Below are 26,283 nucleotides of genomic sequence, written 5' to 3' on the forward strand. Positions count from 1 at the left end.
ATCCGTTGGCGGCGGTGATCGTCGCCGCCCTGCTCGCCGCTGTGCTTGAGCAGCGGGTGGCCCGCCGCAACGCCCCCGATCACAACGCCGCTTACCGCGAGCGCTACGCCTATCCCAACCTGCCGCAACGCCGCCGCAAGGTCGCCAAGAGCGACAAGCCGCCGCCCAAGTAGCGCTGGGCCGATCGGCGACGAATGGGTGAAAGCCCCCATCGGCGCGCTATAGATAAGGCAGACGGCGCCCTGTGGGCGTCACGGCCGAAAGACGAGAATGCGGACGACCCGCCGGAGCCTGGTTAGATTGTCGGCGCTCGCCGTGCCGGGTCTCGTCGTTCCGGGCCTTGCGCTCGCCGCCGAGCCCACCGGCAGGTCGGAGAAACCCTTGCGCATCCTCATCATGGGAGGGACCGGCTTCATTGGACCGCATCAGGTCCGCTATGCCCTCGCGCGCGGCCATCAGGTGACCCTGTTCAATCGTGGCCGGCAACCCCAGGACTGGCCGGGACAGGTCGAGGAACTTCTCGGCGACCGCAACACCGGCGATCTGAAGGCCCTGGAGGGCCGCGAGTGGGACGTCTGCGTCGACAACCCCACGACGCTTCCCTTCTGGGTCCGCGACGCCGGACGCGTGCTGCACGGAAAGGTGGGCCATTATATTTTCATCTCGACGATCTCGACCTACGCGGCCAACGACAGGGCGGCCGACGAGGCCGCGCCGCTCGCCGCCTACAGCGGCAAGGATCCGATGGCCGAGACAGCTGAGACCCTGCGCGCCCATGGCGAGCTCTACGGACAGCTGAAGGCCGTGAGCGAACAGGAAGCCAAGCGGCAATTCGGAGACGCGGTGACTATCATCCGGCCCGGGTTGATCATCGGCCCCGGCGACGAGACCGACCGCTTCACCTACTGGCCCGTCCGCCTGGCCCGTGGCGGCGAGGTCCTGGCGCCCGGAGACGGCGCCGATCCGGTGCAGGTCATCGACGCCCGCGACCTGGCTGAGTGGACCGTGCGTCTGGCCGAGCGGACCACGCCCGGCGTCTACAATGCGACGGGGCCGCTGCAGCCCTTGACGATGCGCTCCATGCTGGAGGCCATCGCCCCTGCGGTCCACGCCGAGGCGCGGCTCACATGGGTCTCCACAGCGTTCCTCCAGGCCCAGAAAGTTTCCCCGTGGAGCGACCTGCCGGTCTGGATTCCCGGGCAGGGCGACACCGCAGGGTTCCACCGACGCAGTATCGCCAGGGCGCAGGCCGCCGGCCTCACCTACCGCCCGCTGAGTGTGAGCGCCGCCGAAACGCTCGCCTGGTTCAGGCGCCAGCCCGCCGAACGCCAGGCAAAACTGCGCGCCGGCCTCCCGCCTGAGCGCGAGGCGAAGTTGCTGGAGATGTGGAAAGCTGGCTCCGGCGTCCGGGGCTAGCGCCGGACTCGAACAAGATTGAATTATATCAATCGCTTAGGGACGATGAAATTCGCTCCCATCGATGGGTCAGCGCACGCCGATCACCTCAATCTCCGCGCCATTGACAAGCGCCACCTCGCCCACCGCCTTGTTGAGCAGCGCGCGGGCCAGCGGCGAGACGTATGAGACGCTGCCGTTCGCTGGGTCGGCCTCGTCCTCGCCCACGATGCGGTAGGTCTGGCGCCGGCCGTCTTCGCGTTCGAACTCCACGGTGCGGCCGAACTGCACCTTGTCTGGCTGGACCGGAGGCTCGGTCAGCTGGGCCGAGGCGCGCCGCGCGGACCAATAGCGCAGGTCGCGGGTGGCGCGCGCCATGGCGGTCCGGTCGGTGCTCACGCCGCCTTCGGCCTGCGCCGTCGAATAGGCGGCCCGCGCCGCCGCCAACTCAGCTTCGATGGCGGCCATCCCGGTGGCGGTGACCAGGTTCGGATGCGGCGAAACCGGCCGGTCCGGCAGGTCGGCGGCCTGGGACTCGTAGTCTTCCTCTCGGGTGAACGCGACGGCCATGATCCGGAACCTAGGGGGATTAGCAGTGCGAAAAGACCCCGCCGATTGACGGAGCCGGCACACGGGGATCCTACATCCGCGCTGGTGGAACGGCGACCTCAATCCCCGCACCGGAACCGCGCCGCCGTCGCTTGGACGGAGACCCGGCACAGCCCCCGGTCCTTGTGCCAGAACCGGGGGCCCACGCGTGTGACTGCGCGTTGTGGCTGGCCTCGGGACGGGGATCGCCAACCGCTCCGCGCAGTCAGAACACCAGAGCGACGGCCTCGTTCCGCCGAAAGTCGCCGATTCGATCCGCATGGCCGGCGGCGCCGCAGATCGCCGAGCCCACTTGCTAAATTCGGCCGTTTGCGGAACTTTCCGCGGCGCCGGGCGCTAGCCTTACGGCGAAATGGGCCGGGGGCGCTTATGCGTCAAAACAGTATCGGTGCGTTCAGCACTTCTGCAGGTGGGCGCTACCGGCTGCTGGTCGATTCGATCACCGAATACGCCATCTGCATGCTCGACCTTGAGGGTCGGGTGACAAGCTGGAACACCGGCGCCCAACGTATCAAGGGCTACAAATCCGCGGAAATCATCGGCGACAACTACGCCCGCTTCTACAGCGAAGACGATCGCGCCGCCGGAATCCCGGCCGCCGCTCTGGACACCGCCGCCACCGCAGGCCGCTTGGAGATGGAAGCCTGGTGGGTCCGCAAGAACGGGACCCGCTTCAGGGCCCAGGTATTTATCGATCCGATCCGCAGCGCCTCGGGCGAATTGATTGGCTTTGCCACGACCACGCGAGATCTCACCGGGCGAGGGGCGACGGAGGAGACCCTGCGGCGCAGCGACGAGCAGTTCCGCCTGCTGGTCCAGGGCGTCACCGACTACGCCATCTACATGCTCGACCTGCACGGGCGAGTGACCAGCTGGAACGCCGGCGCGCAGCGGATCAAAGGCTACGCACCCCACGAGATCGTGGGTCAGTATTTCGGGCGCTTCTACACGGAGGCCGACCAGGAAGCCGGCGAACCGGCAAAGGCGCTACGCACCGCTGCTGCCGAGGGCCGCTTCGAAAAGGAGGGATTGCGGGTTCGCAAGGACGGGACCCGCTTCTGGGCCCATGTCATCATCGATCCGATCCGCGATGACGAGGGCAAGGTGATCGGCTTTGCGAAGATCACCCGGGACATCACCGAGCGGCGCGAGGCGCAAGAGGAGTTGGAGACGACCCGCCAGGCGCTGTTCCAATCGCAGAAACTCGACGCTATCGGACAGCTGACCGGCGGCGTCGCCCACGACTTCAACAACCTGCTGACGGCTGTGCTCGGCAGCCTCGAGCTCCTGCGCAAGCGGCTTCCGGAGGATCCGAAGTCCGAGCGGCTGCTTGAGAATGCCGTGCAGGGCGCGCAGCGCGGCGCGGCCCTGACCCAGCGGATGCTGGCTTTCGCCCGCAAGCAGGACCTGAATCTGCAAGGCGTCGATGTCCCTGGATTGGTCGCCGGCATGACCGGGCTGCTCCAGCGCTCGCTCGGCCCCCTGGTCCGGCTGGAAACGGATTTTCCCGCCGGCCTGGCGCCGGTCCGCACTGACGCCAACCAGCTGGAGATCGCACTCCTCAATCTGGCCGTGAACGCGCGCGACGCTATGCCCGAAGGCGGACGAATCACCATCGAGGCCAGCGAACGGATGCTCGCCCCCGGCTCGGATCTCGGCCTGCCCGCCGGGCCCTATCTGCGCCTTGCGGTGCTGGACGAGGGGACGGGCATGGACGAGACGACGCTTGCCCGCGCCGCCGAGCCCTTCTTTACGACCAAGGGGGTCGGCAAGGGCACGGGCCTTGGCCTTCCCATGGTCCACGGGCTGGCGGAACAATCCGGCGGGCGACTGCGGCTCACCAGCCGCCCGGGCTGCGGCGTCTGCGCCGAGCTCTGGCTACCCCAGGCCGACGCCGTTTCTCCTCAAGCGTCGGCCGCACCGAGGTTCGTCGACGAGACCGCCCGCCCCGCCCTGCTCGTGCTGGCGGTCGACGACGACAGCCTGGTGCTCACGAACATGGCAGCCATGCTGGAGGATCTCGGCCATCGCGCGCTCACGGCCTCGTCGGCGGCCGAGGCGCTGGTGATGCTGGGCGACCATGCCGTCGATCTGGTGATCACTGACTACGCCATGCCGCAAATGACCGGCTTGCAGCTGGCCTGCGAGATCCAGGTTCGGAAACCTGGCCTGCGCACGGTCCTGGCGACCGGCTACGCCGAGCTGCCGCCCGGCGCCGACGACGCCTTGCCGCGGCTCTCTAAGCCCTTCAACCAAGCCGAGCTTGCCCGGGTGCTGCGCGGGCTGGTTCCGGCCCGCGCAGCCGCCTGAACGGTCAGAGGGACGGCGCAGCCTTCGCGGGCGCAGCGACCGCAGCGGTCGCAGCCGGGCCTGCGGGGACCCCGCGCGGCCCTAACTCGGGCAATCCATGCCGCGCCAATTGATGCAGGGGCCGGCGGTGGAAGCCGCGGCTCTGCGTATTCGACAGATCGTACGTACCGGAGTCGCACTTGCCCTATCGTCCTTGCCACCGCACTCGAGCGCGATGATCCACTAGGCCACGCCGGTCTTCATTCTTGCGGCCTTGGTCGGTGTCTTCGTCCCTTTGACGGCGGCCTTAGAGGCCGCTGGAGCAGACTTCATCGCAGTCGCGCTCGCGGCGCCCTGCGCATAGGCGACCGCAACTCCGCCGCCGATCGCCATTACCGCCGCTGCGGCGGCCAGCACCGGAACGATGTGGGGTTTGACCTGCATGGGATTGCCTCCCCAGTTCGATCCCCCGACCGGACGCAAGCGAGGTTGCATGGCAATGTCAGGCTAGTCCAGCGCCTCCCGGAACCGTCGAAGGGGCGCCATCGGCTATCTTCGCGCGGACCTGGGCCTCGGCCCTGGCGAGGCCTTCCAAAACGTCTGGGGCGGACTCCAGCGTGGCGTTGAAGCGCCGCAGGTCTCCAGTGTCGATCCGCCGGACTGCGCGCGGCCTGGTCCGTTCGTGCCCGATCAGCGGCCCCGGTCGACAGCCCCTGGAGAACACCTCGGAGCGATGGCTTCGCGAACTTCGGGCGAGAAGCTGCCCGACGATCTCATTCCCAGTTTGGAGAGCCTTTCCTGCAGCCCCGAAGGTCGTTGCACTCGCCGGTCCAGAAGCGCCGGCGCCGCCGCGCCGCCAGCGACGTATAGCCAAGCTGGTCCGGCGCGATCAGCATCCGGCAATCGGCGCGGACAAAGGTCTGGGCCCGCGCGGGCGCGCCGGCCAGGAGGATCGCAACGACGAAGCCCGCCCGCAGCTTGCCCAGCCAGCCTCCGTTCGACATCGCGCGCGCCCTAAAACACGATTTTGACAAAGCGGCTGATCACGGCCTCGAGCGACATCATAGTGAGCAACAAGGGAACCATCGGCGCAAGGAAGGCCGCAAGAAACGCGACCAGACCCGCCAACTGGATCGGGGCCAGGCGCATCTGCGCGGCCGAAGAGTAGCTGTTCCCTAGGTCAGCGAGGGACTGGATGTCGCCGCTGCCCAGCAACGGCTCACCCGTGGGCGCATCGGTGAACCACTTGTCGCGGAACTCCCGCACGTAGCTCTGGCCCAGCGCGCCGAAGTCGCGCAGCCCAGACCGCTTCACCGGCGCCAGCTTGGGTACCCACAACATAAGGGGCCCGACGAAAACCACCAGGACGATGAGCGCGCCTTCGAGCACGTCGATCTTGAAGTCGGGGAGCTTGGCTCCGCCGAACAGGATGCGGTCGGCCATCATTCCAGCGAACAGCGTTCCGTGTGCTGCAGCAAGCAGAAGGAACGCAGTGACTGATCCTCCGAGAAAACCCAGCCCTGCGGCCTTGTCCGGATGGGTCGCGTTCAGGTCCAAGTCGAGCTTCGAGACGCTCCAAAGGAACCGCGCCCAGATGAACAGGCGGAAGTACCATCGCAGCAGCAGAAACTGCAGGAGCGGCAGGCTGACGAACAGCAGCCAGTATCCAGCCGGCGAAAGTCCGCCTGAGGGTAGGGCGAACCACCCTGCCGCGCCCATGCCGAGATAGCGGCGCAACGTAAAAAGCACGCCGACGGCATAGACGACGCCCAGCAAGAGGATCTCGGCCAGCACTGAATTCCGCAAGTTCTCCGCCCGGTGGACGATGGCCGCAAACCGGTCCGCCTCGTGCGCGCGCACCAGGCCGCGGGCCGTGAACTGGCCGACAATGGGGCGCAACCGCCGATGCACGATACCTTCCGCGATGATCAGCAACGGCGCCACGACGAGGAAGCGCAGGTGGTATCCGACGTCCTTGATCAACGGCGTTCCGTGGCCCGCGCTGAAAAGGCCCCCCTGCAGCGCCGCGAGCAACATGAGCGGCGCCCAGGTGATCAGGATGACGGCGATGACGCGTCGGGGCGCGAGGTCCATCCCCTCGGTCGTGAGCCTGGCTCGCCGAAAGAGCTGATAGAGCGGCCCGCCGGCGATCAGGGAGAAATCCGGGTCACCTGGGCCGTCCTTCGCTAGACGAGGTTGGGCTGGAGGCATGGTCCTGTTCTCCCCGCCCTGGGCGTACCGGGGAGCCTTGCGGCTAGGCCTAACGATCCACTCCGGGGCGGCCATGGGGATCAGGCATCCTCCGCATTCCCCTGCGCTGGAGACCTGAGCCGCCGCAGGGACCTCCCGTTGGCGATTGGGCCGGCGGGAGTGAGCCGCCGCCCATCTGGCAGCCGAAAGGGGCGCGGGCCCCTTCCGGGCCCGGACGCCTGGCGCTACGGCGTCTCGTAATTCAATATCGGCCCCAGCCAGCGCTCGGCGGTCTTCACATCCCAGCCCTTGCGCCGCGCATAGTCTTCGACCTGGTCACGCTCAATCCGCCCCACGCCGAAGTAGTGACTCTCCGGGTGTGAGAAATAGAGACCCGACACCGCCGCGGTCGGGTACATGGCGTAGCTCTCCGTGAGCTCGATTCCCGTCGCCTTCTCGGCGTCCAGCAGTTCGAACAACAGGCCCTTCTCCGTATGGTCGGGCTGCGCCGGGTAGCCGGCCGCCGGGCGGATGCCGCGGTACTGCTCGGCGATCATCGCCTCGACGTCGAACGGCTCGTCGGGCGCATAGGCCCACAGCTCGGTCCGCACGCGGCGATGCAAGGCCTCGGCGAAGGCCTCGGCCAGGCGATCGGCCAAGGCCGCGGCCATGATCGCCGAATAGTCGTCTCCCTTGTCCTTGAAGGCCTTGGCGATCTCGGCCTCGCCGTGACCGGCGGTGACCGCAAAACCGCCCACCCAGTCGGGCCTCGTCCCTTCCGGGGCCACGAAGTCAGACAGCGCCACGTTGGCCCGCCCGCCGTCGGCCTGGCTTTTGTCCTTGGCCATCTGCTGGCGCAACGAATGGAATCGGCCGAGCTCGGCCTTCCGGTGTTCGTCCGTATAAAGAACGATATCGTCACCGTCGGCGTTGGCCGGCCAGAAGCCCACGACGCCCTTCGCCTCGAACCACCTCTGACCGATGATCTGTTGCAGCATCACCTGCGCATCGCCGTAGAGGTCGCGCGCGGCCTCGCCCACCACGTCGTCCTCGAGGATTTGCGGGAAGCGGCCGACCAGCTCCCAGCTCGCGAAGAACGGCGACCAGTCGATGTGGCGCGCAAGGTCGGCCAGGTCATAGGCCTCATATGTCCGCGTGCCGATGAATGTGGGTCTGGGCGGTTCGTAAGCCGCCCAGTCGGGTGCGAAGGCGTTGTTCCTGGCCTCCGCCAGGGTGGCGCGCGCCCGTTTGTCCTGCCCGCGCGCGAACTGCTCGCGCACACGGGCATAGTCCGCCGCGGTCGCTGCCTGCAGCCGATCCTTCTCGGTGGGCGAAAGCAGACCCGAGACCACGCCCACCGCCCGGCTGGCGTCCAGCACGTAGGTGGTCTGGCCGCCTTTGTACCTGGGCTCGATCTTCACCGCCGTGTGGGTCTTCGATGTCGTGGCGCCGCCGATCAGGAGCGGGATCTTAAAGCCGCGCCGCTCCATCTCGCCGGCCACATAAGCCATTTCGTCGAGGCTCGGCGTGATCAGGCCGGAGAGCCCCACCATGTCGACTTTGTGGGCCACCGCCTCGTCGAGGATGCGGTCGGCCGGGACCATCACCCCCAGGTCGATCACCTCGTAGTTGTTGCACTGCAGCACGACGCCGACGATGTTCTTGCCGATGTCGTGGACGTCGCCCTTGACGGTGGCCATCAGGATCTTTCCGGCCGCCTCGCGCGGCTTGCCCTCTTTCTCGGCCTCCATGAACGGCATCAGATAGGCGACCGCCTGCTTCATCACCCGGGCGGACTTGACCACCTGCGGCAGGAACATCTTGCCCGAGCCGAACAGGTCGCCGACCACGTTCATTCCGTCCATCAACGGGCCTTCGATGACGTGCAGGGGCCGCTTGGCTGCGGCGCGCGCCTCTTCCGTGTCGGCCTCGATCCAGTCGGTCAGGCCGTGGACCAGGGCGTGGCTGAGCCGCTGCTCGACGCTTCCCTCGCGCCAGGCCAGGTCCGGCCCCTTGGCCTCGCTTTTGCCGCCCTTGTACTTGGGTGCGAGCTCGACCAGGCGTTCGGTGTTGGAGATGTTTGTGCGCTGCGGCCGGTTCAGGATCACGTCCTCAACCGCTTCGCGCAATTCCTCGGGGATCTCGTCATAGACGGGCAGTTCGCCGGCGTTGACGATCCCCATGTCCATGCCGGCCGCAATCGCGTGGTAGAGGAAAACCGAGTGGATCGCGCGGCGCACGGGCTCGTTGCCGCGGAAGCTGAACGAAACGTTGGATACCCCGCCACTGATCCGGGCGTGCGGCAGGGTTTCCTTGATCCGCCGGGTCGCCTCGATGAAGTCGACCGCATAGTTGTTGTGCTCGTCGATCCCCGTCGCCACGGCGAAGATGTTGGGATCGAAGATGATGTCCTCAGCCGCGAAGCCGATCTGCTCGGTGAGGATCTCGTAGGCGCGCGTGCAGATCGCGACCTTGCGCTCGGCGGTGTCGGCCTGGCCGACCTCGTCGAAGGCCATCACCACGACCGCCGCCCCATAGCGCTGGCAGGCCTTGGCGTGCTCGATGAAGGTTGCTTCTCCCTCCTTCATGGAGATCGAGTTGACGATCGCCTTGCCCTGCACGCAGCGCAGGCCCGCCTCGATCACCTCCCACTTGGAGCTGTCGATCATCACCGGCACGCGGGCGATATCCGGTTCGGCGGCGATCAGGTTGAGGAAGGTGACCATCGCCGCCTTGGAGTCCAGCAGGCCCTCGTCCATGTTGATGTCGAGGACCTGCGCGCCGGCATCGACCTGCTGGCGCGCAACCGACAGCGCCGCTGGATAGTCCCCATCGGTGATGAGTTTCCTGAACTTCGCCGACCCCGTGACATTGGTCCGCTCGCCGACATTGATGAAAAGAGGTCGCATTCAGTCCCACAAACAGCTCATCCCCGCGAAGGCGGGGAGCCAAGCTCACTCTGAAATCCTACTCGTCCCGCGCGTTCGCAGAGATGAGCGGGTGAAGGTCACACAAGCTCGAACGGCTCCAGCCCCGCCAGGCGCATGGCGGTCGGCCGTTCCGGGATCGGGCGCGGCTGGAGGCCCCGCACAGCGTCGGCCACGTGGCGGATGTGGTCGGGCGTCGTCCCGCAACAGCCCCCCAGGATGTTGACGATGCCCTGCTCGGCCCAATCGTGCAGCTGGTGCCCGGTCTGGTCGGGCGTCTCGTCGTACTCCCCGAAGGCGTTGGGCAGGCCGGCGTTCGGATAGGCCGAGACCAGGGTGTCGGCGATCCGGGCAAGTTCGGCGATATGCGGCCGCATCAGGTCGGCGCCCAGCGCACAGTTCAGCCCCACCGCAAAGGGCTTGGCGTGGCGGACCGAGTTCCAGAACGCCTCGACAGTCTGGCCCGAGAGCGTGCGGCCTGATCGGTCGGTGATGGTGCCCGAGATCCAGATCGGCAGGGCCTCGTAGCCTTCGTCCTGCATGTCCAGGATCGCCTTAATCGCGGCCTTGCAGTTCAGCGTGTCAGTGATCGTCTCGATGAGGAACATGTCGACGCCGCCGTCGTGCAGGGCGCGGACCTGCTCCGAGTAGGCCTGGTAGACCTGCTCGAAGGTGACCTTCCGCGCGCCCGGATCGTTCACGTCCGAACTCATCGAGAGCATCACCGGAAGCGGCCCGATCGAACCGGCCACGAACCGCGGCTTTTGCGGCTCCTTCGCGGTCCATCGGTCGGCGACCTCGCGGGCGATGCGGGCGCCCGCCAGGTTGATGTCGCGCACCGCCGCTTCCTGCGCGTACTCGCCTTGGCCGATCGAGGTCGCCGAGAAGGTGTTGGTCTCGCTGATGTCGGCCCCGGCGGCGTAATAGGCGTCGTGCAGCTCACCGACGATGTCAGGTCGGGTCAGGCACAGGATGTCGTTGTTGCCCTTCATCTGGCCGACGTGGTCCTTGAAGCGCTCGCCGCGGTAGTCCTCTTCGGCCAGCCCGCGCTTCTGGAACATCACGCCCCACGACCCGTCGAGGATCAGCACGCGCTCCTTGGCGGCCTGTTTCAGCGCTGCGATGCGTTCGGTCCGGGTCATGCCGCCGCCTCCTTCGTCTGTTCGTGTTCGCGCACGCCCAGGACGCGGCAGATCGCATAGGTCAGATCGGCGCGATTGAGCGTGTAGAAATGGAAGTCCGAAAAGCCCTCTTCGGCCAGCCGCGCGCAGGTCTCCGTCGCCACCGAGCAGGCCAAGAGGCGCCGGGTGTCCGGATCGCTGTCCAGGCCCTCGAACAGGTTGCCCAGCCATCCGGGCAGCTTGATCCCGATCGGCCCGGCCATCTTTTTCAAACCCTTGAAATTCGTCACCGGCATGATCCCGGGACAGATTGGGATCGTCACCCCGGCCTTGCGAACCCGGTCCATGAACCGCAGGAAGCCATCGAGGTCGAAGAAGAATTGCGTAATGGCGCGTGTCGCGCCGGCGTCGATCTTGGCCTTCAGCACGTCGATATCGTGCTCGATCGACGGGCTTTCCGGGTGGACGTGCGGATAGAGCCCGACGCTCACCTCGAAGTCCCCGATAGCGCGAATGCCGGCGGTCAGCTCGGTAGCGTTCCTGTAGCCGTCGGGCCGCGGCGCGTAGGCGCCTCCGATCTGGCCGGGCGGGTCGCCGCGCAGGGCCACGATGTGACGGATGCCGGCGTCCCAATAGTCCCGGATCACTTCGTCGACGTCGCCGCGGCTGGCTTCGACGCAGGTGAGGTGCGCGGCGGGCCGAAGGGACGTCTCCTTCAGCATGCGCAGCACAGTGCGATGGGTGCGGTCCCGCGTTGAGCCGCCCGCGCCGTAAGTCACGGAAACGAACGTGGGGTTGAGCGGTTCAAGCCGGCGGATCGCTTCCCAGAGGGTCTCCTCCGCCTCCGGCGTCTTCGGCGGCGAGAACTCGAAGGACACGTCGGGCCGCGGTGCGTCGCCGCCGGCGCGGGCGATCGGGCCAAGGACCTGGTCGCCAATGTTGGACTTATGGTCTCTCATGCGGCGCTCCTCTGGCGCTGGTGGTCGCGCTCAGCCGTCCAGATCTTGACCGTCAGCCCCTCCTTGCGGGCCGGCGGCAGGGCCGTGACCCTGATCTTGCTGAGGCCGGCGTCGGTCAGCCAACGGGCCATCTCCGGCTCCGCGAAGCCGAGGCGGCGGTGTTGGTGCTGCTCGCGCAGGAACTCCAGCCGGTGGGGGGCGAAGTCGGCGATGATCAACCGGCCGCCGTCGGCGACGATCCGTGCGGCTTCCTTCACCGCCGCGGCGGGGTCGGCCAGGTAGTGCAGGACCTGGTGGACCACCACCAGGTCGGCGCTTCCGGCCGGCAGCCGGGTTCCGAAAATGTCGCCGTGGCGCAGTTCGCAGCGCGGAAGCCCCGCCTCGGTCACCCGGTTGCGGGCGATGTTGAGCATCTGCTGTGAGAGGTCGAGGCCGAGCGCCGCCTCGGCGTGGGGGCCAAGCAGCGTCAGCATCCTCCCGGTGCCGCTGCCCAGGTCGACCATCCGCTTGAAGGGGCCCGGGCCGGCCGCCTCCAGAATCGCGGCCTCGACGTCGGCGTCGGAGACGTAGAGCGAGCGGATCTCGTCCCAGCGCGCCGCGTTGCGCGCGAAGTACTCCCCGGCGTCAGCCGCGCGCTCGGCCCAGACCGCCGAAAGCCTTTCGGCGTCACGCACCAGCACCGGGTCGGCGGGATCGATACGCGCCAGCACTTCGGCGACCAGGTCGCTGCCGTCGCCGCCTGCGGTCAGGCGATAGAACACCCAGGCGCCGTCCGGAAACCGCTCCACAAGTCCGGCTTCCGCCAGCAGCTTCAGATGGCGCGAGACTCGCGGCTGGCTCTGGTCGAGCACGCGGCAGAGCTCAAGGACGGCAAGTTCCTCACGCGCCAAAAGTGCTAGGATGCGCAGGCGCGAGGGCTCGCCGGCCGCGCGAAGCACCTCCACCGCCTGGTTCGCCGAGATCGTCATAGATGACATAAAGATATCTTTATGTCTTTATGTCAAGCCGATGGAGCCTCAGTCCGGCCCCGGCACCGGGCTCGCAAGCGCCTCGCCCGCCAGGAAGCGTCGAACATTGTCGATCGCCTGGGCGGTCATCAGGGGGATCGCCTCGGTGCTGCTGCCGGCCGTATGGGGCGTGAGCACAGCGTTGGGAACCTCGGCCCATCGCTCAGAAGGGGTCGGCTCCTGCGCGAAGACGTCCAGCGCCGCGCGCCACAGTCGCCCATCCTTGAGCGCCGCGATCAGGGCGTCTTCGTCGACCAAAGAGCCGCGGGCGACGTTGACGATCAACCCGGTCGGGCCGACGGCCTCGATCACTTCGCGCGAGATGAGGCCCCGGTTGGAGGCGTCGGCCCGGCTTGCGACGACCAGGATGTCGCTATCCCGCGCAAGGTCGAGCAAGGTTGCAGCTCGCGGCCAGGGCGCGGGCTTCGGGTTCGGTCCCCACCAACTGACTTCCAGCCGCAGGGATTGCGCACGCCGCGCAACGGCCTCGCCAATAGAACCAAGACCCACCACGCCCAGCCTGCGACCGCCAAGGCTCGGCTGTGGCGCCAACCGATCCTCCTGGCGCCAACGGTCTTCGCGCACAGTCCGGTCCCAGGCCGGAATATTGCGCCAGGCGGCGATCAGCAGACCGATCGCATGATCGGCGACGTCCTCGGCGTTCAGGCCCTCCGCGTGGGTGACCTCGATGCCGCGCGCCCGGCACCAGGCGACGTCCACCCCGTCGTAGCCGACGCTCACGCACGCGATCAGTCCGAGCTCCGGCAGACCCTCAAGGAATTGCGGCGTAAGCGCGAACTCCCCGGCGTGGACGATGGCGCGAACCCTTCCCCGGTCGTCCTCAGCCAAATCCCAGGCGCGCGCGGTACTTAAGCCCGCCGCGGCGAACCGCGGCTCCAGGGACGCCAGGAACGGGACCGATATCAATACCGACGGCTCGGACATCCAGGGTCTTTCTCATCTCGGTCGACAGGTCCTATAGCCACGCCGCAAGGGGCGCGTCATTCGCCGAGTTCCTTGTCGCCCAGACTTGACTCAGATATCGCCGGTCGGCAGTAAGGCCGCACGGTGAGCGGCGCGGCGGCCGGAAAATTCGCGCTCACCGGCGCTCCGCCTGACCGGCGGTCCAGCGGCCGCTTGGCTGCGTCTAGCTGCCTGAACCCCGATGCTCCTCAAGAGTCCTCTATGGCGCCACCGCGATTTCCTGCGCGTGTGGACCGCACAAACGGTGTCGGACTTCGGCGCCCGGATCACACGCGAAGGCCTCCCGATGATGGCGGTGACGGGGCTCGCGGCCTCGCCGGCGCAGCTGGGCCTGCTCGCCGCCCTGGCCAGCGGATCCGGCCTGCTTGTCGGACTGTCTGCCGGTGACTTCGTCGACCACACCGCGCGTCGGCCGATCCTCATCGCCATGGACCTGGCCCGCGCGCTGCTTCTCATCGTCCTGCCGATCGCAGCCTGGCTCGGACTGCTCAATATCTTGGAGGTCTATGCCGCCGCCGCGTTGGTGGCGGCCGCCAGCGTGCTCTTCGACATCGCCGACCATGCCTACTTGCCTGGCCTGGTCGGCAAGCCGTTGGTCACCGACGCCAACGCCAAGATCAGCGCCACCGAGTCGGTCGCCGAGATGGGCGGCCCTGCGCTGGCCGGCGTGCTCTTCCAATGGCTGACCGCCCCCATCGCCGTTGCAGTCAACGCGGCGACCTACATCGTCTCCGCCGCAATCCTGGCCCGCGTCCGCGAGCCGGAGCCGCCTCCCGCAAACGCCAGGATACGACGCGGGTGGGTCGATGGCGTCGTCACAGGCGCGCGCGTGGCGTGGCAAGAACCATCGGTGCGGATCCTGTTGATCATGACCGCCGTCGGCGCCCTCTTCGGCGGTTTCTTCAGCGCGCTCTACATCGCCTTTGTGCTGCGCGGCCTGGGCCTGACGCCCGCAATGCTCGGCCTGGGGATCGCGACCGGAGGCCTGGGCGCTTTGGTGGGCTCAGTGCTGGCCCAACCCATGGCGCGCCGGCTGGGCGTCGGCCCGGCGATTTGCGTTTCCGGAGCCCTGTCTGCGCTGGGCACCATGATCCTGCTGCTCGCGCCGCCGACGCCGGTCGGCGGCATGGCCGCCCTGGTCGTCTCCCAGTTCCTGGGCGATGCCTTCGGCGTGGTTCCCCTGGTGCTGGCCTCGAGCCTGCGCCAGACCATCTTGCCGTTGAGCGTCCTGGGCCGGGTCGGAGCGACCTTCCGCGCTGTCAGTGGCGGCGCAGCGGTAGCCGGCGCTCTGATGGGCGGGGCGCTCGGGCAGGCCTTCGGACTTCGCGAGACGCTGCTCTTCGCTATCGGCGGGCTGCTTATCGGGCCTGTGGCCGGTCTGCTGTCGCCGCTGCGCGCCGTGCGTGAGATGCCGCTCGCGCCCTGATCGCTTGTCGCGTGGGAAACCACTTGGCCTGGTTGAGTGTTGAAGCCGCGGCACTAATCCATAACGGCGTTTCGCCGTGAGGAGCATCTGATGAAGACTTTCTTCCTGGCTACGGGCGCAGCGGCGCTAGCGCTCTGCGGCGGAACTGCGTTCGCCGCCACCAAGCATTCGGCGCATTCGACCATGGCGATGAGCCCGAAGGAGCCGATTCCCTACAGCCAACTGGACGCCTACCTGAGCGCTTCGCCGAAGCAGCGGGCGTCTAAGGACTGGAGTTCCGGCCAGACTGCGGCTTCGACCGGGTCGGGCACAAATGCCTCGGCGACCGCCGGGTCCGACGTTCGTTCCACGCCGGACGCCAAACCGTCGGCTGAACCCTCCTCGACCGGGCCGGTCAATCCTCCCGCCTCCACGACGCCGGAGGCCGCCCCGAGCACGACGCCGCCGAAGGCTCCGAACAACGGCGCCTAGGTCTGACTGACGCTACCGGGATCCCGCAGGGGCAACGGGCGCCCCTGCGCCGTTACCGCGTGAACTTTTGGAACTTCACGCGGTGGGGGATCAGGCTGTCGGCTCCGAGCCGGCGCTTTTTATCCTCTTCGTAGGCTTCGAAGTTGCCTTCGAACCAGTCGACCTGGCTATCGCCTTCGAAGGCCAGGATGTGGGTCGCCAGGCGATCGAGGAAGAAGCGGTCGTGGCTGATCACAACGGCGCAGCCGGGGAAGTCCTCGAGCGCGCTTTCCAGGGCGCCAAGGGTCTCCACATCCAGGTCGTTGGTCGGCTCGTCGAGCAGGATCACATTGCCGCCGGCGGCCAGCGTCTTGGCCAGATGCACGCGATTGCGTTCACCGCCTGACAGCAGGCCGACCTTCTTTTGCTGATCGGCGCCCTTGAAGTTGAAGGAGCCCACATAAGCGCGGCTGGGGATCTCGCGCCCGCCCACCTTCATGATGTCGAGGCCGCCGGAAATCTCCTCCCAGACGTTCTTCTTGGGATCCAGACTGTCGCGGCTCTGGTCGACGTAGGCGAGCTTCACAGTCTCGCCGAGCTTCACCGAGCCCTGGTCCGGCGTTTCCTGACCTGTGATGATCTTGAACAGCGTCGATTTGCCCGCCCCGTTCGGTCCGATCACCCCGACAATGCCGCCGGGCGGCAGCTTGAAGGTCAGGTCCTTGAAGAGGAGCTTGTCGCCGTACTCCTTCTCCAGCCCCGCGACCTCGATCACCTGCTGTCCCAGCCTGGGTCCGGGCGGGATCTGGATCTGGGCGAAGGTCTGCTTGGCGTTCTCGGCTTCGTTCTGCAGGTCGTGGAAAGCCGCGAGCCGCGCCTTGGACTTCGTGCGCCGCGCGCTCGGCGATGAACGCACCCACGCCAGCTCGCGCTCGATCGTGCGCTTCTTGCCGGCTTCCTCGCGCTCTTCCTGGGCGATGCGCTTGGTCTTCTGCTCCAGCCAGGAGGAGTAGTTGCCCTCGTAGGGGATGCCCTTGCCGCGATCGAGCTCCAGCGTCCACTTGGTCACCTGGTCCAGGAAATAGCGGTCGTGGGTCACCAGGATGATGCAGCCAGGAAAGCTCTCCAGGTGGTGCTGCAACCAGGCCACGCTTTCGGCGTCCAGGTGGTTGGTGGGCTCGTCCAGCAGCATCATGTCGGGCTTGGAGAGCAGCAGGCGAGCCAGCGCAACGCGCCGCCGCTCGCCGCCCGAAAGCTTGTCGACCGGCCAGTCGTTGGCGGGGCACCGAAGCGCGTCCATCGCCATCTCGATACGGCTGTCGATGTCCCAGAGGTCACCGGCGTCCAGCTTCTCCTGGAGGGCCGTCATCTCCTCCATCAGCTCGTCGCTATAGTCCTCGCCGAGCTTGGCGGCGATGGCGTTGTATTCGTCGAAGAGCTTCTTCTCCTCGCACCAGGCGATGACGTTGCCCCAGACGTCGAGCTTGTCGTCCAGGTGCGGCTCCTGCTCCAGGTAGCCGCGCTTCACGCCGTCGGCCGCCCAAGCTTCGCCCGAGAACTCCTTGTCGATGCCGGCCATGATCTTCAGCAGGGTCGACTTTCCGGAGCCGTTGACGCCCACAACGCCGATCTTCGCGTCGGGATAGAACGACAGCCAGATGTTCTCGAAGGTCTTCTTTGGGGCACCGGGGAAGGCCTTCGTCAGGCCCTGCATTTGATAGATATATTGCTGCGCCATGGGGGCGTCCGCACCGCTCGATCGAAGTGATTGGGAATTGAGGCGTGCAGATAGCGGGGCGAAGGCCGCGGCGCAATCATCCCTCCGGTTTCGGGCGACGACGCAACGCCGCGCCGGAACCTACCCAAGCCTTCCGCGTACTCATCACAACGGCCGCCGGCCGCTTAGCGTAAAGGCCACTCCCATGGACAAGGACGAAGTTAAGGGCGCCGCGAAAGACGCCAAGGGTTCAATCAAGGAAGGTTTGGGCAAGGCCACCGGAAACGACCGGATGGCCGCGGAGGGCGCGGCGGAACGCGTCGCCGGAAAGGTGCAGAAAGGCGTCGGCTCGCTGAAGGACGCCGCTAACAAGACGCTCAAGCACTGAAAGTCCGAGCTCGGGGGCCGCGGTTCGATCCGCGGCCCCCGCTGCGTCCGGCTCAGGAGATCGCGGCGAGCCGATAGCCGATGCCCGGCACGCTGACGAGCAGCGGGGCGTCCGCGGTGCTCCCTAATTTCTGCCGGAGCTGGCCGATGTAGACCCGCAGGTACTGGATGTCGGCCCGCTCGCTTCCCCAGATCGCGCGCAACAGCTCTCTGTGACTGACGGTGCGGCCGAGGTTCAGCGCCAACTCAGCCAACAGGTCATACTCCTTGGGCGACAACCTCAGCGGCGCATGCGCCTTGGTCACCAACCGGAGGCCAAGGTCGATCTCGAGGTCGCCTGTCCGCACCAGGGGCGCCGAGCCGCGCACCTGGACCGCGTGCCTCAGCCCGGCGCGCAACCGCGCGAGCAATTCGTCGACCCCGAACGGCTTCTGCACATAGTCGTCAGCGCCCAGATCGAGCGCTTCGACTTTCATCGCTTCGGCGTCGCGCGCAGACAGCACCACGATCGGCGTCGTCAGGCCCTTGGCGCGGATATCGGCGATCACGGAAAGGCCGTCACGGTCCGGCAGGCCCAGATCAAGCAGGACGAGGTCCGGTGCGTAATGGGTAAACCAGCGCAGGCCCTCGGCCGCCGTGCGCGCTGTGACGGGGCGAAACCCTGCAGCCTTCAAGGTCGTCGCCAGCGCTGCGTTGAGGCTCGCGTCGTCCTCTACGACCAGCACCGTGGCGGGATCGGCGACGGCTTTGATCACGCCGGCGCCGGGAGCGCTCGAGCAAGCGGCGCCGACAGCCTCACCCGCGCGCCCCTGCCGCCGGCCCGGTTCTGGGCCTCGACGCGGCCGCCCTGCGCTTCCAGGAAGCCGCGCGCGATCGAAAGGCCAAGGCCGGTCCCAGGCGGGCGCCCGTCGCCGGAGACACCGCGGGAGAATTTCTCGAACAGAGGCTCGATCGCCTCGGGAAAGCCCGGCCCTTCGTCCTCCACCTCGATCCAGCCCGCGCCCCTGCCCGCGCCGTTACGCACCCAGATCTTCGATCCGGCCGGCGCGTATTTGGCGGCGTTTTCCAGCACGTTGGCGAGCGCCGTCTCGAACAGGGAGGCGTCAACCATCATCGGCGCCGCGCCAGGTCTCACCTCGTTGACCACCTGCCGGTCGGCAAGCGCCATGGCCGCGCTGCGAAGAGCCTCGGCGGTCAGTTCCGCGGGCTCGACGGCTGCGGTCTTCACGACCACCGCCCCGGCGTCGAGCCGGTTCATGTCCAGAAGGTTGCCAAGCATGGCCGACAGCCGTGCGGTCTCCGTTTCAGCCAGGGTCAGGAGTTCGGCGCGGGTCTTTGCGTCATGGGTCTCGGCGAACTTCTGCAGGCTCTGCAGGGTGAACAGCACAGTCGACAGCGGCGTCTTCAGGTCGTGCGACACGGCGGCCAGCAGGTCGGCCTTCAGGCGCTCGCTCGCCACCTCCACGCGGCTGTCGAGGACCTGCGCGGCATAGGCCTCGCGATCAAGCGCCACGGCCAGATACCCGCTGACGATTTCCACCAGTCGCTCGGGCGAGGCGGGCCGCCCGGTCTCGGCATGCGAGATCGCCACTCCGATCACCGCCTGCTGTCGCTGCGGCGTGACCACCGGCCAGAAGTCATATGCCGCGCCCTCCACCGGATAGGCCCCGCCGCGCGTCGGCATACGCGCCGCCAGCGCCCAGCCAGCGGCCTCCAGGTCGGCCGCCGTCAGATCCCTGTCCCCGGCCCGGCCGGCGACGGCGAGCTCATCTTGTTGCAGCAGCACGACGGCTGGCGCCTGGAAGAGCCGCGCAAGGGCTTCGGCGCTGGCCGCGGCCGCGCCCTGGCCGCCGCTTGCAGCCACCAGATTGCGGGCAAGGGCCTGCAGGGCGGTCGCCTGATCCACGGCTTTGCGGGCCTCGACCGCGCGCCGACGTGACTGGGCCGCGACCGCGCTTACGATGGCCGCGGTGATCAAAAGGAGCATCAACGCCCACAGGTTCGCCGGATCGGCGACATTGAGGCTGTAGATGGGCGCGATCAGGAAGAAGTTGAACGCAAGTACGCCGCCGATCGCCGCTGCGAGCGCCGGACCCCAGCCAAAGCTCACCGCGGCGATGACCACCGGCAGCACGAAGACCAGCGACAGGTTCGGGATCGTCTGCATGCGATCAACCAGCACCGCGGCCAGCGTCGCACCCGCAACCATGAGCAGCGACAAGGCATAGGCCGCCGCCGGGTGCAGGCGCTCGGTGTGCGGATCGCCGGCAAGATCGATGGCAGGGCTCACGGGTGCGCCTCCGAAGGCAGCTCGAACGGCGCAAAGAAGGCCCTTCGCTCCCGCCGGCGCAAGGCTTTCCGGCCGCCGGCCTCGACAACCACATGGGACCTTTATGTCCCCCTGAGCGACAAGCGGCGTTCGACAGGCTTAGGATCTCGGCGTTCCAGAATGTCCGCTTCGACCAACCAGACCGCCACAACCGCCGAGCCCCGCGATACGGCTCCCGCTCCGGCGCAGAGCCTGCGAACCCTTCTGACGCTCGCGCTCGGGTCCGCTGGTGTCGTGTACGGCGACATCGGCACCAGCCCTCTCTACTCTTTTCGGGAGTCCGTCACGCATCTGTCCCGCGTCGGCGGCCGGCTCGCCCAGGCCGATGTCATCGGGGTGATCTCGCTGATGCTCTGGACGCTGATGGTGATCGTGACGCTCAAGTACGTCGTGATCCTCATGCGCTTCGACAATCGTGGTGAAGGCGGCACCCTTTCGCTGATGGCGCTGGTTCAGAGAGCGGGCGGCCGCGGGGCGGGGCTGATTCTGGCCATCGGAATGGTCGGCGCCGGCATGTTCTTCGGCGACGCAGTCCTGACGCCGGCGATCTCCGTCCTATCAGCGGTGGAGGGCCTGAAGGTCGTGCATGGCCTCAGCGGGCGCATCGATCCCTTTGTCGTGCCCCTGGCCGTCGCGGTGCTGGTGGCCCTGTTCGTCGTCCAAAGGCGCGGCACCGGCGGCATAGGTCGCTGGTTCGGTCCCGTCTGCGTCGCCTGGTTTGCGACCATTGCCGTGCTCGGCCTGGCCTCGCTCGCTAAGGCGCCGCAGATGCTGGCCGCCCTGAACCCGCTGCCCGGCCTGGCGGTCCTGGCGCATCATCCGAAGATCGCCCCGGCGATCCTGGGCTCGGTGTTCCTGACCGTCACCGGCGCCGAGGCGCTCTATGCGGACATGGGCCATTTCGGCCGCAAGCCCATCCAACTGACCTGGGTGGCGCTGGTGTTCCCCTGCCTGATCGCCAACTACCTGGGCCAAGGCGCCCTGGTGCTGACCAACCCGGCCGCCGTCGACAACCCGTTCTTCCGCCTGGCCCCGGATTGGTTCCAGATTCCCCTCGTGGCGCTTGCCACGGCCGCCACCGTGATCGCCAGCCAGGCGGTGATATCCGGCGCCTTTTCGATGACCCAGCAGGCGGTGCAGCTCGGCCTCCTGCCGCGCATGACGCTGCGGCCGACGTCCGAGGCGCAAATCGGCCAGATCTATGCGCCGCAGATCAACTGGATCCTGCTGTTCGGCGTCATCGCCCTGGTGCTCGGCTTCAGGTCGTCGGATGGCCTGGCCAACGCCTACGGCGTCTCGGTCGTCGGCGCGATGATCACCTCCTCGGTGCTGGCGGTCGTAGCGATCCACCGGCTGAAGCAACGGCCGATCTGGCAAGCCTTGTTGGCGTTCTCCCCGTTCCTGGTGATCGAGTCCGCGTTCCTGGCAGCCAATCTGACCAAGGTCGTTCACGGCGGCTATGTCCCGTTGCTGATCGCTTCCGGGCTGATCCTGATCATGTGGACCTGGATGCGAGGGGTCACGAGGGTGACGCGCGCCGAGCAGAATGATCTGACCATGGCCGACGTGCTGCCGATGCTGACCCAGCGCCCGCCGCTGCGCGCCCGCGGCGCTGCGGTGTTCCTGACCTCCAGCCCCACGGCGGTTCCCGCCGCCCTGATGCACAACCTCAAGCACAATCAGGTCCTGCATGAGCAGGTGGTCCTGCTGACGGTCAAGGTGGCCCGCCGCCCACGGGTGGTGGACGCCGACCGCGTCGAGGTCACCGACCTGGCGCCCGGCTTCAAATCCATGACCTTGTCTTTCGGATTCATGGAAACGCCCAACGTCGCCAAGGGTATGGCGCTTGCGCGCGCCAAAGGGCTGAAGTTCGACATCATGCGGACCTCGTTCTTCCTCAGTCGACGGACCCTCCTGCCGCGCCGTGGCGGCGGGCTCGGCCACATGCTGGACCTGCTGTTCGTCTTCCTGACCCGCAACGCCGTACGCACCGCCGACTTCTTCCAGATTCCGCCTTCGCGCGTTGTGGAACTGGGCGCCCAAGTCGCGTTCTAGGCGAGTTTGGCCGCTGGCCTTTTCCGTCCGGGTCGGCTCCAATGAGCGGGTCGGAGTCGGGGGACGCGAATGTTCAGGGAACTCACCTTCTCAGCAGCGCTCGCCACCCTCGCCCTAACCGGCCAAGCCATGGCCCAGCCGCTCAGCCCCTTCGCATCGGGCGCCGAACAGCAGGAGGCGATGGCGGCTGGAACCCTGACGTCTGAGGCCCTGGTCAGGGATTACCTCGCAAGGATTTCGGCCCTCGATAGAGGCGGCCCCAAGCTCAACAGCGTGATCGCACTCAATCCGCACGCCCTGGCCGACGCCCGAAAGCTGGACGCCGAGCGCAAGGCAGGCCACGTGCGCGGACCGCTGCACGGCATCCCGGTGCTGCTGAAGGATAACATCGAGGCTGACGACGGTGTCGCGACCACCGCGGGCTCGCTGGCGCTGAAGGACAATGTCACCGGTCGAGACGCCACGATTGTCCGCCGGCTGACCGCCGCGGGCGCGGTGATCATCGGCAAGGCAAACCTTTCGGAGTGGGCGAACTTCCGCTCCACCCGCTCCATCAGCGGCTGGACGGCGATCGGCGGCCTCGTGCGCAACCCCTATTCCCTCGATCGAAGCGCCTGCGGCTCCAGCGCCGGCTCTGGCGCGGCTGTGGCGGCCGGCCTGGCGACCGAGGCCATCGGCACAGAGACGGACGGCTCCGTCACCTGTCCAGCTGCGAGCAATGGGGTGGTGGGGCTCAAGCCAACCGTTGGTTTGGTTTCGCGCACCTTTGTGGTGCCGATTTCTCCCGAGCAGGACACGCCCGGACCGATGACCCGCACGGTGAGGGACGCGGCCGCCGTGCTGGGCGTGATCGCCGGCTCCGATCCGGCCGATCCTTGGACGAAGGAGGCCGACGCGCACAAGGCCGACTACCTGGCCGGCCTCAAGGCTGACGCTTTGAAGGGCGCAAGGATCGGCGTCCTGCGGATGACGGCCGGACGTTCGCCGCAAACGGACGCGATCTTCGAGGAACAGCTCGCCACCCTGCGCAAGGCCGGCGCGGTGCTGGTAGAGGTAAGAGGCCTGGAGGATTCAACCCTTAACGCCATCGCCGGCAACGAATCGGAGGCGTTGCGCGTCGAATTCAAGGCGTCGCTCAACGCTTACCTGGCCTCGACGCCGGCCAAGGTGAAGACGCGCACCCTCGAGCAGTTGATCGCCTTCAACGCTCGGGAACCGCGGGAAACGCCTTTGTTTGGTCAGGAGATTTTCGAACAGGCCGCCAAGGCGCCCGCGATCACCGACGAACCTTATCTGCAGAAACGCGCTGCAGCACGTAAGATGGCGCGGGAGGCCCTGGACAAGATGCTGCAGGACAACAACGTCGAGGCGCTGGTCGGACCCTCCACCGGCCCGGCCTTCATGGTCGATCCGATCGACGGCGCTCGGGCCCTGGGCTCCTATTCGACCCTGCCGGCTGTAGCGGGATATCCACATCTCACCGTGCCAATGGGTGACGTCTCCGGTCTGCCGGTAAACCTGTCGCTGATCGGGCCGGCCTGGTCCGAGGCGCGACTGCTGGCCCTGGGTTACGCCTTCGAACAGGCGACCCATGCCCGGATAAATCCACAATTCTTGCCCAACATCGGCGCGAGGCCGGAATTCGCGAAAGCCTACGATCCGCGTTGAGGCCCTTGCCCAGTCCGCGTTTCGCCCCAATTTGAGTATGAAGCTTCAGCGTTCGCAGAAAAAAAGGCCCTTCCCCTGGCCAAGCTTTGGAATAGATCGGCAAGCCGGACCACCCCAGCGGAAAAGCGGGGGGCCAAGCGCCGGCGTGAGCGCGCCGGACTGTTCGTTGCGTCCTCAACGGGGGTGTCTTCAATGGCGTTCGAGGAACGAAGAATTGAGCGGGTCGTCGGGGTTTCGGATTTCGACGCCTCTGGGGTGAAACCGGACAGATCGCCGCGTCCAGAGGTCGAAGGCGCTTCCGACGGTGCGGCCCCAGGCTTTCACCTCATCGACACGACAATGATGTACGCGCCGCGCTCCGGCGGGGTGAAACGCTACCTGACCGCCAAGCGCGCCTGGCTCGAGAGCCGTCGGCCAGATGTCCGCCACACCCTGGTGGTGCCCGGTTCGGCCACCCGCGCCGAGGCGCCCGGCCTGCACACGATCTCGGCGGCCAAGCTGCCCTTCGGAGACGGCTACCGAATGCCCGCCAGCCCGACCAAGTGGGCCTCGGTGCTGCGCCTCCTGGAGCCTGACATCATCGAGGCCGGCGATGTCTTCGTGCCGGGTCACGCGGCGATGGAGGCAGGGGAGGCGCTGGGCGTGCCGGTGGTCGGCGTCTGCCATACCGACGCGCCGACGCTGGCGGCCCTGCACCTTGGCGACTGGGCCGAGCAGCCGACCTTCAACCTCTGGGCCCAAGCCTATCAGCGCTTCGACCATGTGGTGGCGCCGAGCCGCCACACCGCCTCGCGCCTCGCCGACGCCGGCGTCGAGCGGGTGAGCGTACATCCCCTGGGGGTCGATCTCGACCTCTTCCACCCAAGCCGCGGTGACCGCGCAGCCCTGCTCCGGCGGCTGGGATTCCCGACCAATTGCCGCTTGCTGGTCTTTGCCGGCCGCCCGGCGCGGGAGAAGAACATCGACGCCATGGTGGCCGCCGTGGAGAAGCTCGGCGATCCCTACCGTCTGGTGCTCATCGGAGCAGGCAAGGACGTCCGCTACAGCAGCCGCGTCGCCTGCATTGATTTCGAGCGCGCGCCGGAACGCCTGGCCGGGGTCATCGCCAGTTGCGACGCCTTCCTGCACGCCAACGAGAATGAAATATTCGGGCTGGTGGTGCTGGAGGCCATGGCGGCCGGCCTGCCGGTGATCGGGCCCAACAAGGGCGGCGTCGGCGAGCTTCTCGACGAGGCCGTGGGCCAGCTTGCTCACGGTGTCGACCCGGCGAACCTGGCTGACGCGGTCGATACCCTCTTCGCGCGCGATCTCGGAGCCCTGAAACTCGCCGCGCGCCGACGGGCGGAGACCCGTCACAGCTGGGACCACACCTTCGAGGGGCTGACCCGGCTCTACGTTCGGCTCCTCGACCGCACGCCGCGGCGCCCGCCGATGAGGCTAAGCGCGTAGGGGAAGATGCGGGAAGGTTGAAGCGTCTTCCGGCAGCCGAGCCGGCACGATCCCACGGCCTGCCCTCGCAGGCTGCGCCGAAAACTATCGCCCGGTCGGCATGTCCTTGAAGGCCACGTCCTTGTCGACGCGAATATCGCCCGGCAGGCCAAGAACCCGCTCGGCGATGATATTCTTCAGGATTTCGTCGGTGCCGCCGGCGATCCGAAGACCCGGCGCGGACATCAGCGAAGCGTGGAAGCCGGCGTGCAGCGGCGCCAGGTCGGGGTCGTTGATGATCCCGAACTGATCCAGCATCTCGACCGCGGCATTGCCGAGGTCCTGCATTTGCAGCGCGCTCACCACCTTGCCGATGGAGCTTTCAGGCCCCGGTGTCTGGCCTCGCGACAGCGCCGTCATGGTGCGGTTTCGGGTGTGCTTCAGGCCCTCGGTCGCCACGTACCAGTCCGCCAGCTTCTCACGAATCGCCTGGTCCTTCAGGACCGGTGCGCCATCGAGGCCGGTGATGCCGCGCGCTACCTCCAGGAACTGGGCCCAACCCGCCCCCGACGGCCCGCCCACGGCCAGGCGCTCATTCATGAGCGTGACCAGGCTCACCTTCCAGCCGTCATCGATCGCCCCCAGCCGCTGGCTGTCCTTGACCCTGACGTCGGTGAAAAACACCTCGTTGAAGCCGGACCCGCCGGACATCTGATGGATCGGCTTCACCTCGATGCCCGGGTCGCGCATGTCGACCCAGAACATAGTCAGGCCTTTGTGCTTCGGCGCGTCCGGGTTGGTGCGGCAAACGACGATGCCGAAATCCGAGAACTGCGCGCCCGTTGTCCACACCTTCTGGCCGGAGATCAGCCAGTCGCCTGAACCGTCGGGCGCACGCACCGCCTTGGTCCGCGCGGCCGCCACATCCGATCCGCCCGAGGGCTCCGAGAAGAGCTGGCACCAGATCTCCTCGCCGCGTAGCGCCGGCCCGACGAACCGCGCCTTGGTCGCTTCGTCGGCGAAGGCCATCACCGTCGGCACGCACATGCCCAGGCCGATCTGGAAGGGGTTGCCCGGCACCGGATGCCTGGCCTCTTCCTGGTTGAAGATCACCTGCTGCACCGGTGTTCCGCCCGCACCGCCCCATTCTTTGGGCCAGGTGATCTGGGCATAACCCGCGGCGGCCTTCTTGGCCTGCCAAGCCTTCGACTCGGCCATCGCCCCGCCGCCCTCGCCGTCGTCTGCGGAACCGCGCTTGGGCGCATTGGCGTCGAGCCAGGCTTTGACCTGGGTGCGATAGGCGGCTTCTTCGGGTGTGTCGTTGAAGTCCATCTGTCCGCTC

General features: G+C 67.3%; 21 protein-coding genes. 8 read left to right on the forward strand and 13 right to left on the reverse strand.

Annotated elements, in window-relative coordinates; all coding sequences use genetic code 11:
- Nucleotides 1-300 precede the first annotated feature (300 nt).
- Nucleotides 301-1,416, forward strand: coding sequence for an NAD-dependent epimerase/dehydratase family protein (locus VGI62_RS15475; RefSeq protein ID WP_331505410.1), 1,116 nt, complete (start codon nt 301-303; stop codon nt 1,414-1,416).
- Between the two features lie 69 nt (nt 1,417-1,485).
- On the opposite strand, the gene greA is transcribed toward VGI62_RS15475, so the two are convergent.
- Entirely contained in the window at nt 1,486-1,965 is a 480-nt protein-coding gene (greA, locus tag VGI62_RS15480) for a transcription elongation factor GreA (protein WP_331505411.1), read from the reverse strand.
- 408 nt (nt 1,966-2,373) lie between these two features.
- On the opposite strand from greA, the gene VGI62_RS15485 reads away from it, so the two are divergent.
- Nucleotides 2,374-4,314, forward strand: coding sequence for a PAS domain S-box protein (locus VGI62_RS15485; protein ID WP_331505412.1), 1,941 nt, complete (start codon nt 2,374-2,376; stop codon nt 4,312-4,314).
- A 222-nt stretch (nt 4,315-4,536) separates the two neighbouring features.
- Here VGI62_RS15485 and VGI62_RS15490 read toward each other — a convergent pair whose 3' ends face one another.
- From VGI62_RS15490 to VGI62_RS15525, 8 genes are all read right to left on the reverse strand, one after another.
- A complete protein-coding gene (locus VGI62_RS15490; protein ID WP_331505413.1) occupies nt 4,537-4,737 on the reverse strand; it encodes a hypothetical protein in 201 nt (66 codons plus the stop codon).
- A gap of 329 nt (nt 4,738-5,066) precedes the next feature.
- On the reverse strand, nt 5,067-5,297 hold the full coding sequence (locus VGI62_RS15495) for a hypothetical protein (protein ID WP_331505414.1): 231 nt from the start codon (nt 5,295-5,297) through the stop codon (nt 5,067-5,069).
- A gap of 10 nt (nt 5,298-5,307) precedes the next feature.
- Nucleotides 5,308-6,504 carry a hypothetical protein gene (locus VGI62_RS15500; RefSeq protein ID WP_331505415.1) on the reverse strand — a complete coding sequence of 399 codons (1,197 nt, stop codon included), beginning with the start codon at nt 6,502-6,504 and terminating at the stop codon, nt 5,308-5,310.
- Between the two features lie 224 nt (nt 6,505-6,728).
- The gene (metH, locus tag VGI62_RS15505) at nt 6,729-9,392 is read right to left on the reverse strand and encodes a methionine synthase (protein ID WP_331505416.1); all 2,664 of its coding nucleotides are present in this window, start codon (nt 9,390-9,392) and stop codon (nt 6,729-6,731) included.
- Nucleotides 9,393-9,490: 98 nt separating this feature from the next.
- Nucleotides 9,491-10,552, reverse strand: a complete 1,062-nt coding sequence (locus tag VGI62_RS15510; protein ID WP_331505417.1) for a homocysteine S-methyltransferase family protein — start codon at nt 10,550-10,552, stop codon at nt 9,491-9,493.
- On the reverse strand, nt 10,549-11,490 hold the full coding sequence (metF, locus tag VGI62_RS15515) for a methylenetetrahydrofolate reductase [NAD(P)H] (protein WP_331505418.1): 942 nt from the start codon (nt 11,488-11,490) through the stop codon (nt 10,549-10,551). The genes VGI62_RS15510 and metF overlap by 4 nt, the downstream gene beginning before the upstream one ends.
- Nucleotides 11,487-12,458, reverse strand: a complete 972-nt coding sequence (locus VGI62_RS15520; protein ID WP_331505491.1) for a metalloregulator ArsR/SmtB family transcription factor — start codon at nt 12,456-12,458, stop codon at nt 11,487-11,489. The genes metF and VGI62_RS15520 overlap by 4 nt, the downstream gene beginning before the upstream one ends.
- Nucleotides 12,459-12,506: 48 nt before the next feature.
- Entirely contained in the window at nt 12,507-13,442 is a 936-nt protein-coding gene (locus VGI62_RS15525) for a 2-hydroxyacid dehydrogenase (RefSeq protein WP_331505419.1), read from the reverse strand.
- Nucleotides 13,443-13,662: 220 nt separating this feature from the next.
- Between VGI62_RS15525 and VGI62_RS15530 the strand changes: the two genes are divergently transcribed.
- Both VGI62_RS15530 and VGI62_RS15535 read left to right on the forward strand, forming a co-directional pair.
- Nucleotides 13,663-14,907, forward strand: coding sequence for an MFS transporter (locus tag VGI62_RS15530; RefSeq protein WP_331505421.1), 1,245 nt, complete (start codon nt 13,663-13,665; stop codon nt 14,905-14,907).
- 90 nt (nt 14,908-14,997) lie between these two features.
- Nucleotides 14,998-15,378 carry a hypothetical protein gene (locus VGI62_RS15535; protein WP_331505422.1) on the forward strand — a complete coding sequence of 127 codons (381 nt, stop codon included), beginning with the start codon at nt 14,998-15,000 and terminating at the stop codon, nt 15,376-15,378.
- A gap of 52 nt (nt 15,379-15,430) precedes the next feature.
- Here VGI62_RS15535 and ettA read toward each other — a convergent pair whose 3' ends face one another.
- Nucleotides 15,431-17,095: an energy-dependent translational throttle protein EttA gene (gene ettA, locus VGI62_RS15540; RefSeq protein WP_331505423.1), complete on the reverse strand. Its 1,665-nt coding sequence runs from the start codon at nt 17,093-17,095 to the stop codon at nt 15,431-15,433.
- Between the two features lie 184 nt (nt 17,096-17,279).
- On the opposite strand from ettA, the gene VGI62_RS15545 reads away from it, so the two are divergent.
- Nucleotides 17,280-17,462 (forward strand): CsbD family protein, encoded by a 183-nt coding sequence (locus tag VGI62_RS15545; RefSeq protein ID WP_331505424.1) that lies wholly within the window; start codon nt 17,280-17,282, stop codon nt 17,460-17,462.
- Between the two features lie 52 nt (nt 17,463-17,514).
- On the opposite strand, the gene VGI62_RS15550 is transcribed toward VGI62_RS15545, so the two are convergent.
- Both VGI62_RS15550 and VGI62_RS15555 read right to left on the reverse strand, forming a co-directional pair.
- The gene (locus VGI62_RS15550; RefSeq protein WP_331505425.1) at nt 17,515-18,216 is read right to left on the reverse strand and encodes a response regulator transcription factor; all 702 of its coding nucleotides are present in this window, start codon (nt 18,214-18,216) and stop codon (nt 17,515-17,517) included.
- Nucleotides 18,213-19,751, reverse strand: a complete 1,539-nt coding sequence (locus tag VGI62_RS15555) for a DUF4118 domain-containing protein (RefSeq protein ID WP_331505426.1) — start codon at nt 19,749-19,751, stop codon at nt 18,213-18,215. Before VGI62_RS15555 ends, VGI62_RS15550 begins: the two co-directional genes overlap by 4 nt.
- A 159-nt stretch (nt 19,752-19,910) precedes the next feature.
- On the opposite strand from VGI62_RS15555, the gene VGI62_RS15560 reads away from it, so the two are divergent.
- The 3 genes from VGI62_RS15560 (at nt 19,911) to VGI62_RS15570 (ending at nt 24,962) form a co-directional block, all read left to right on the forward strand.
- Nucleotides 19,911-21,845, forward strand: coding sequence for a potassium transporter Kup (locus VGI62_RS15560; RefSeq protein WP_331505427.1), 1,935 nt, complete (start codon nt 19,911-19,913; stop codon nt 21,843-21,845).
- 69 nt (nt 21,846-21,914) lie between these two features.
- Nucleotides 21,915-23,513, forward strand: a complete 1,599-nt coding sequence (locus VGI62_RS15565; protein ID WP_331505428.1) for an amidase — start codon at nt 21,915-21,917, stop codon at nt 23,511-23,513.
- 192 nt (nt 23,514-23,705) lie between these two features.
- Nucleotides 23,706-24,962, forward strand: coding sequence for a glycosyltransferase (locus VGI62_RS15570; RefSeq protein WP_331505429.1), 1,257 nt, complete (start codon nt 23,706-23,708; stop codon nt 24,960-24,962).
- Between the two features lie 84 nt (nt 24,963-25,046).
- Here VGI62_RS15570 and VGI62_RS15575 read toward each other — a convergent pair whose 3' ends face one another.
- Nucleotides 25,047-26,273, reverse strand: coding sequence for an acyl-CoA dehydrogenase family protein (locus VGI62_RS15575; protein WP_331505430.1), 1,227 nt, complete (start codon nt 26,271-26,273; stop codon nt 25,047-25,049).
- Nucleotides 26,274-26,283 lie beyond the last annotated feature (10 nt).

Origin of the sequence: Phenylobacterium sp. (assembly GCF_036495085.1) — a bacterium.
Taxonomy (GTDB): Bacteria; Pseudomonadota; Alphaproteobacteria; order Caulobacterales; family Caulobacteraceae; genus Phenylobacterium.

What these genes read in the sequence shown, in the direction of transcription:
- greA (WP_331505411.1), bottom strand. Translation starts at nt 1,965, where the DNA reads ATGGCCGTCGCGTTCACCCGAGAGGAAGACTACGAGTCCCAGGCCGCC.
- VGI62_RS15485 (WP_331505412.1), top strand. Translation starts at nt 2,374, where the DNA reads ATGCGTCAAAACAGTATCGGTGCGTTCAGCACTTCTGCAGGTGGGCGC.
- VGI62_RS15490 (WP_331505413.1), bottom strand. Translation starts at nt 4,737, where the DNA reads ATGCAGGTCAAACCCCACATCGTTCCGGTGCTGGCCGCCGCAGCGGCG.
- VGI62_RS15495 (WP_331505414.1), bottom strand. Translation starts at nt 5,297, where the DNA reads ATGTCGAACGGAGGCTGGCTGGGCAAGCTGCGGGCGGGCTTCGTCGTT.
- VGI62_RS15500 (WP_331505415.1), bottom strand. Translation starts at nt 6,504, where the DNA reads ATGCCTCCAGCCCAACCTCGTCTAGCGAAGGACGGCCCAGGTGACCCG.
- metH (WP_331505416.1), bottom strand. Translation starts at nt 9,392, where the DNA reads ATGCGACCTCTTTTCATCAATGTCGGCGAGCGGACCAATGTCACGGGG.
- VGI62_RS15510 (WP_331505417.1), bottom strand. Translation starts at nt 10,552, where the DNA reads ATGACCCGGACCGAACGCATCGCAGCGCTGAAACAGGCCGCCAAGGAG.
- metF (WP_331505418.1), bottom strand. Translation starts at nt 11,490, where the DNA reads ATGAGAGACCATAAGTCCAACATTGGCGACCAGGTCCTTGGCCCGATC.
- VGI62_RS15520 (WP_331505491.1), bottom strand. Translation starts at nt 12,458, where the DNA reads ATGACGATCTCGGCGAACCAGGCGGTGGAGGTGCTTCGCGCGGCCGGC.
- VGI62_RS15525 (WP_331505419.1), bottom strand. Translation starts at nt 13,442, where the DNA reads ATGTCCGAGCCGTCGGTATTGATATCGGTCCCGTTCCTGGCGTCCCTG.
- VGI62_RS15530 (WP_331505421.1), top strand. Translation starts at nt 13,663, where the DNA reads ATGCTCCTCAAGAGTCCTCTATGGCGCCACCGCGATTTCCTGCGCGTG.
- VGI62_RS15535 (WP_331505422.1), top strand. Translation starts at nt 14,998, where the DNA reads ATGAAGACTTTCTTCCTGGCTACGGGCGCAGCGGCGCTAGCGCTCTGC.
- ettA (WP_331505423.1), bottom strand. Translation starts at nt 17,095, where the DNA reads ATGGCGCAGCAATATATCTATCAAATGCAGGGCCTGACGAAGGCCTTC.
- VGI62_RS15545 (WP_331505424.1), top strand. Translation starts at nt 17,280, where the DNA reads ATGGACAAGGACGAAGTTAAGGGCGCCGCGAAAGACGCCAAGGGTTCA.
- VGI62_RS15560 (WP_331505427.1), top strand. Translation starts at nt 19,911, where the DNA reads ATGTCCGCTTCGACCAACCAGACCGCCACAACCGCCGAGCCCCGCGAT.
- VGI62_RS15565 (WP_331505428.1), top strand. Translation starts at nt 21,915, where the DNA reads ATGTTCAGGGAACTCACCTTCTCAGCAGCGCTCGCCACCCTCGCCCTA.
- VGI62_RS15570 (WP_331505429.1), top strand. Translation starts at nt 23,706, where the DNA reads ATGGCGTTCGAGGAACGAAGAATTGAGCGGGTCGTCGGGGTTTCGGAT.
- VGI62_RS15575 (WP_331505430.1), bottom strand. Translation starts at nt 26,273, where the DNA reads ATGGACTTCAACGACACACCCGAAGAAGCCGCCTATCGCACCCAGGTC.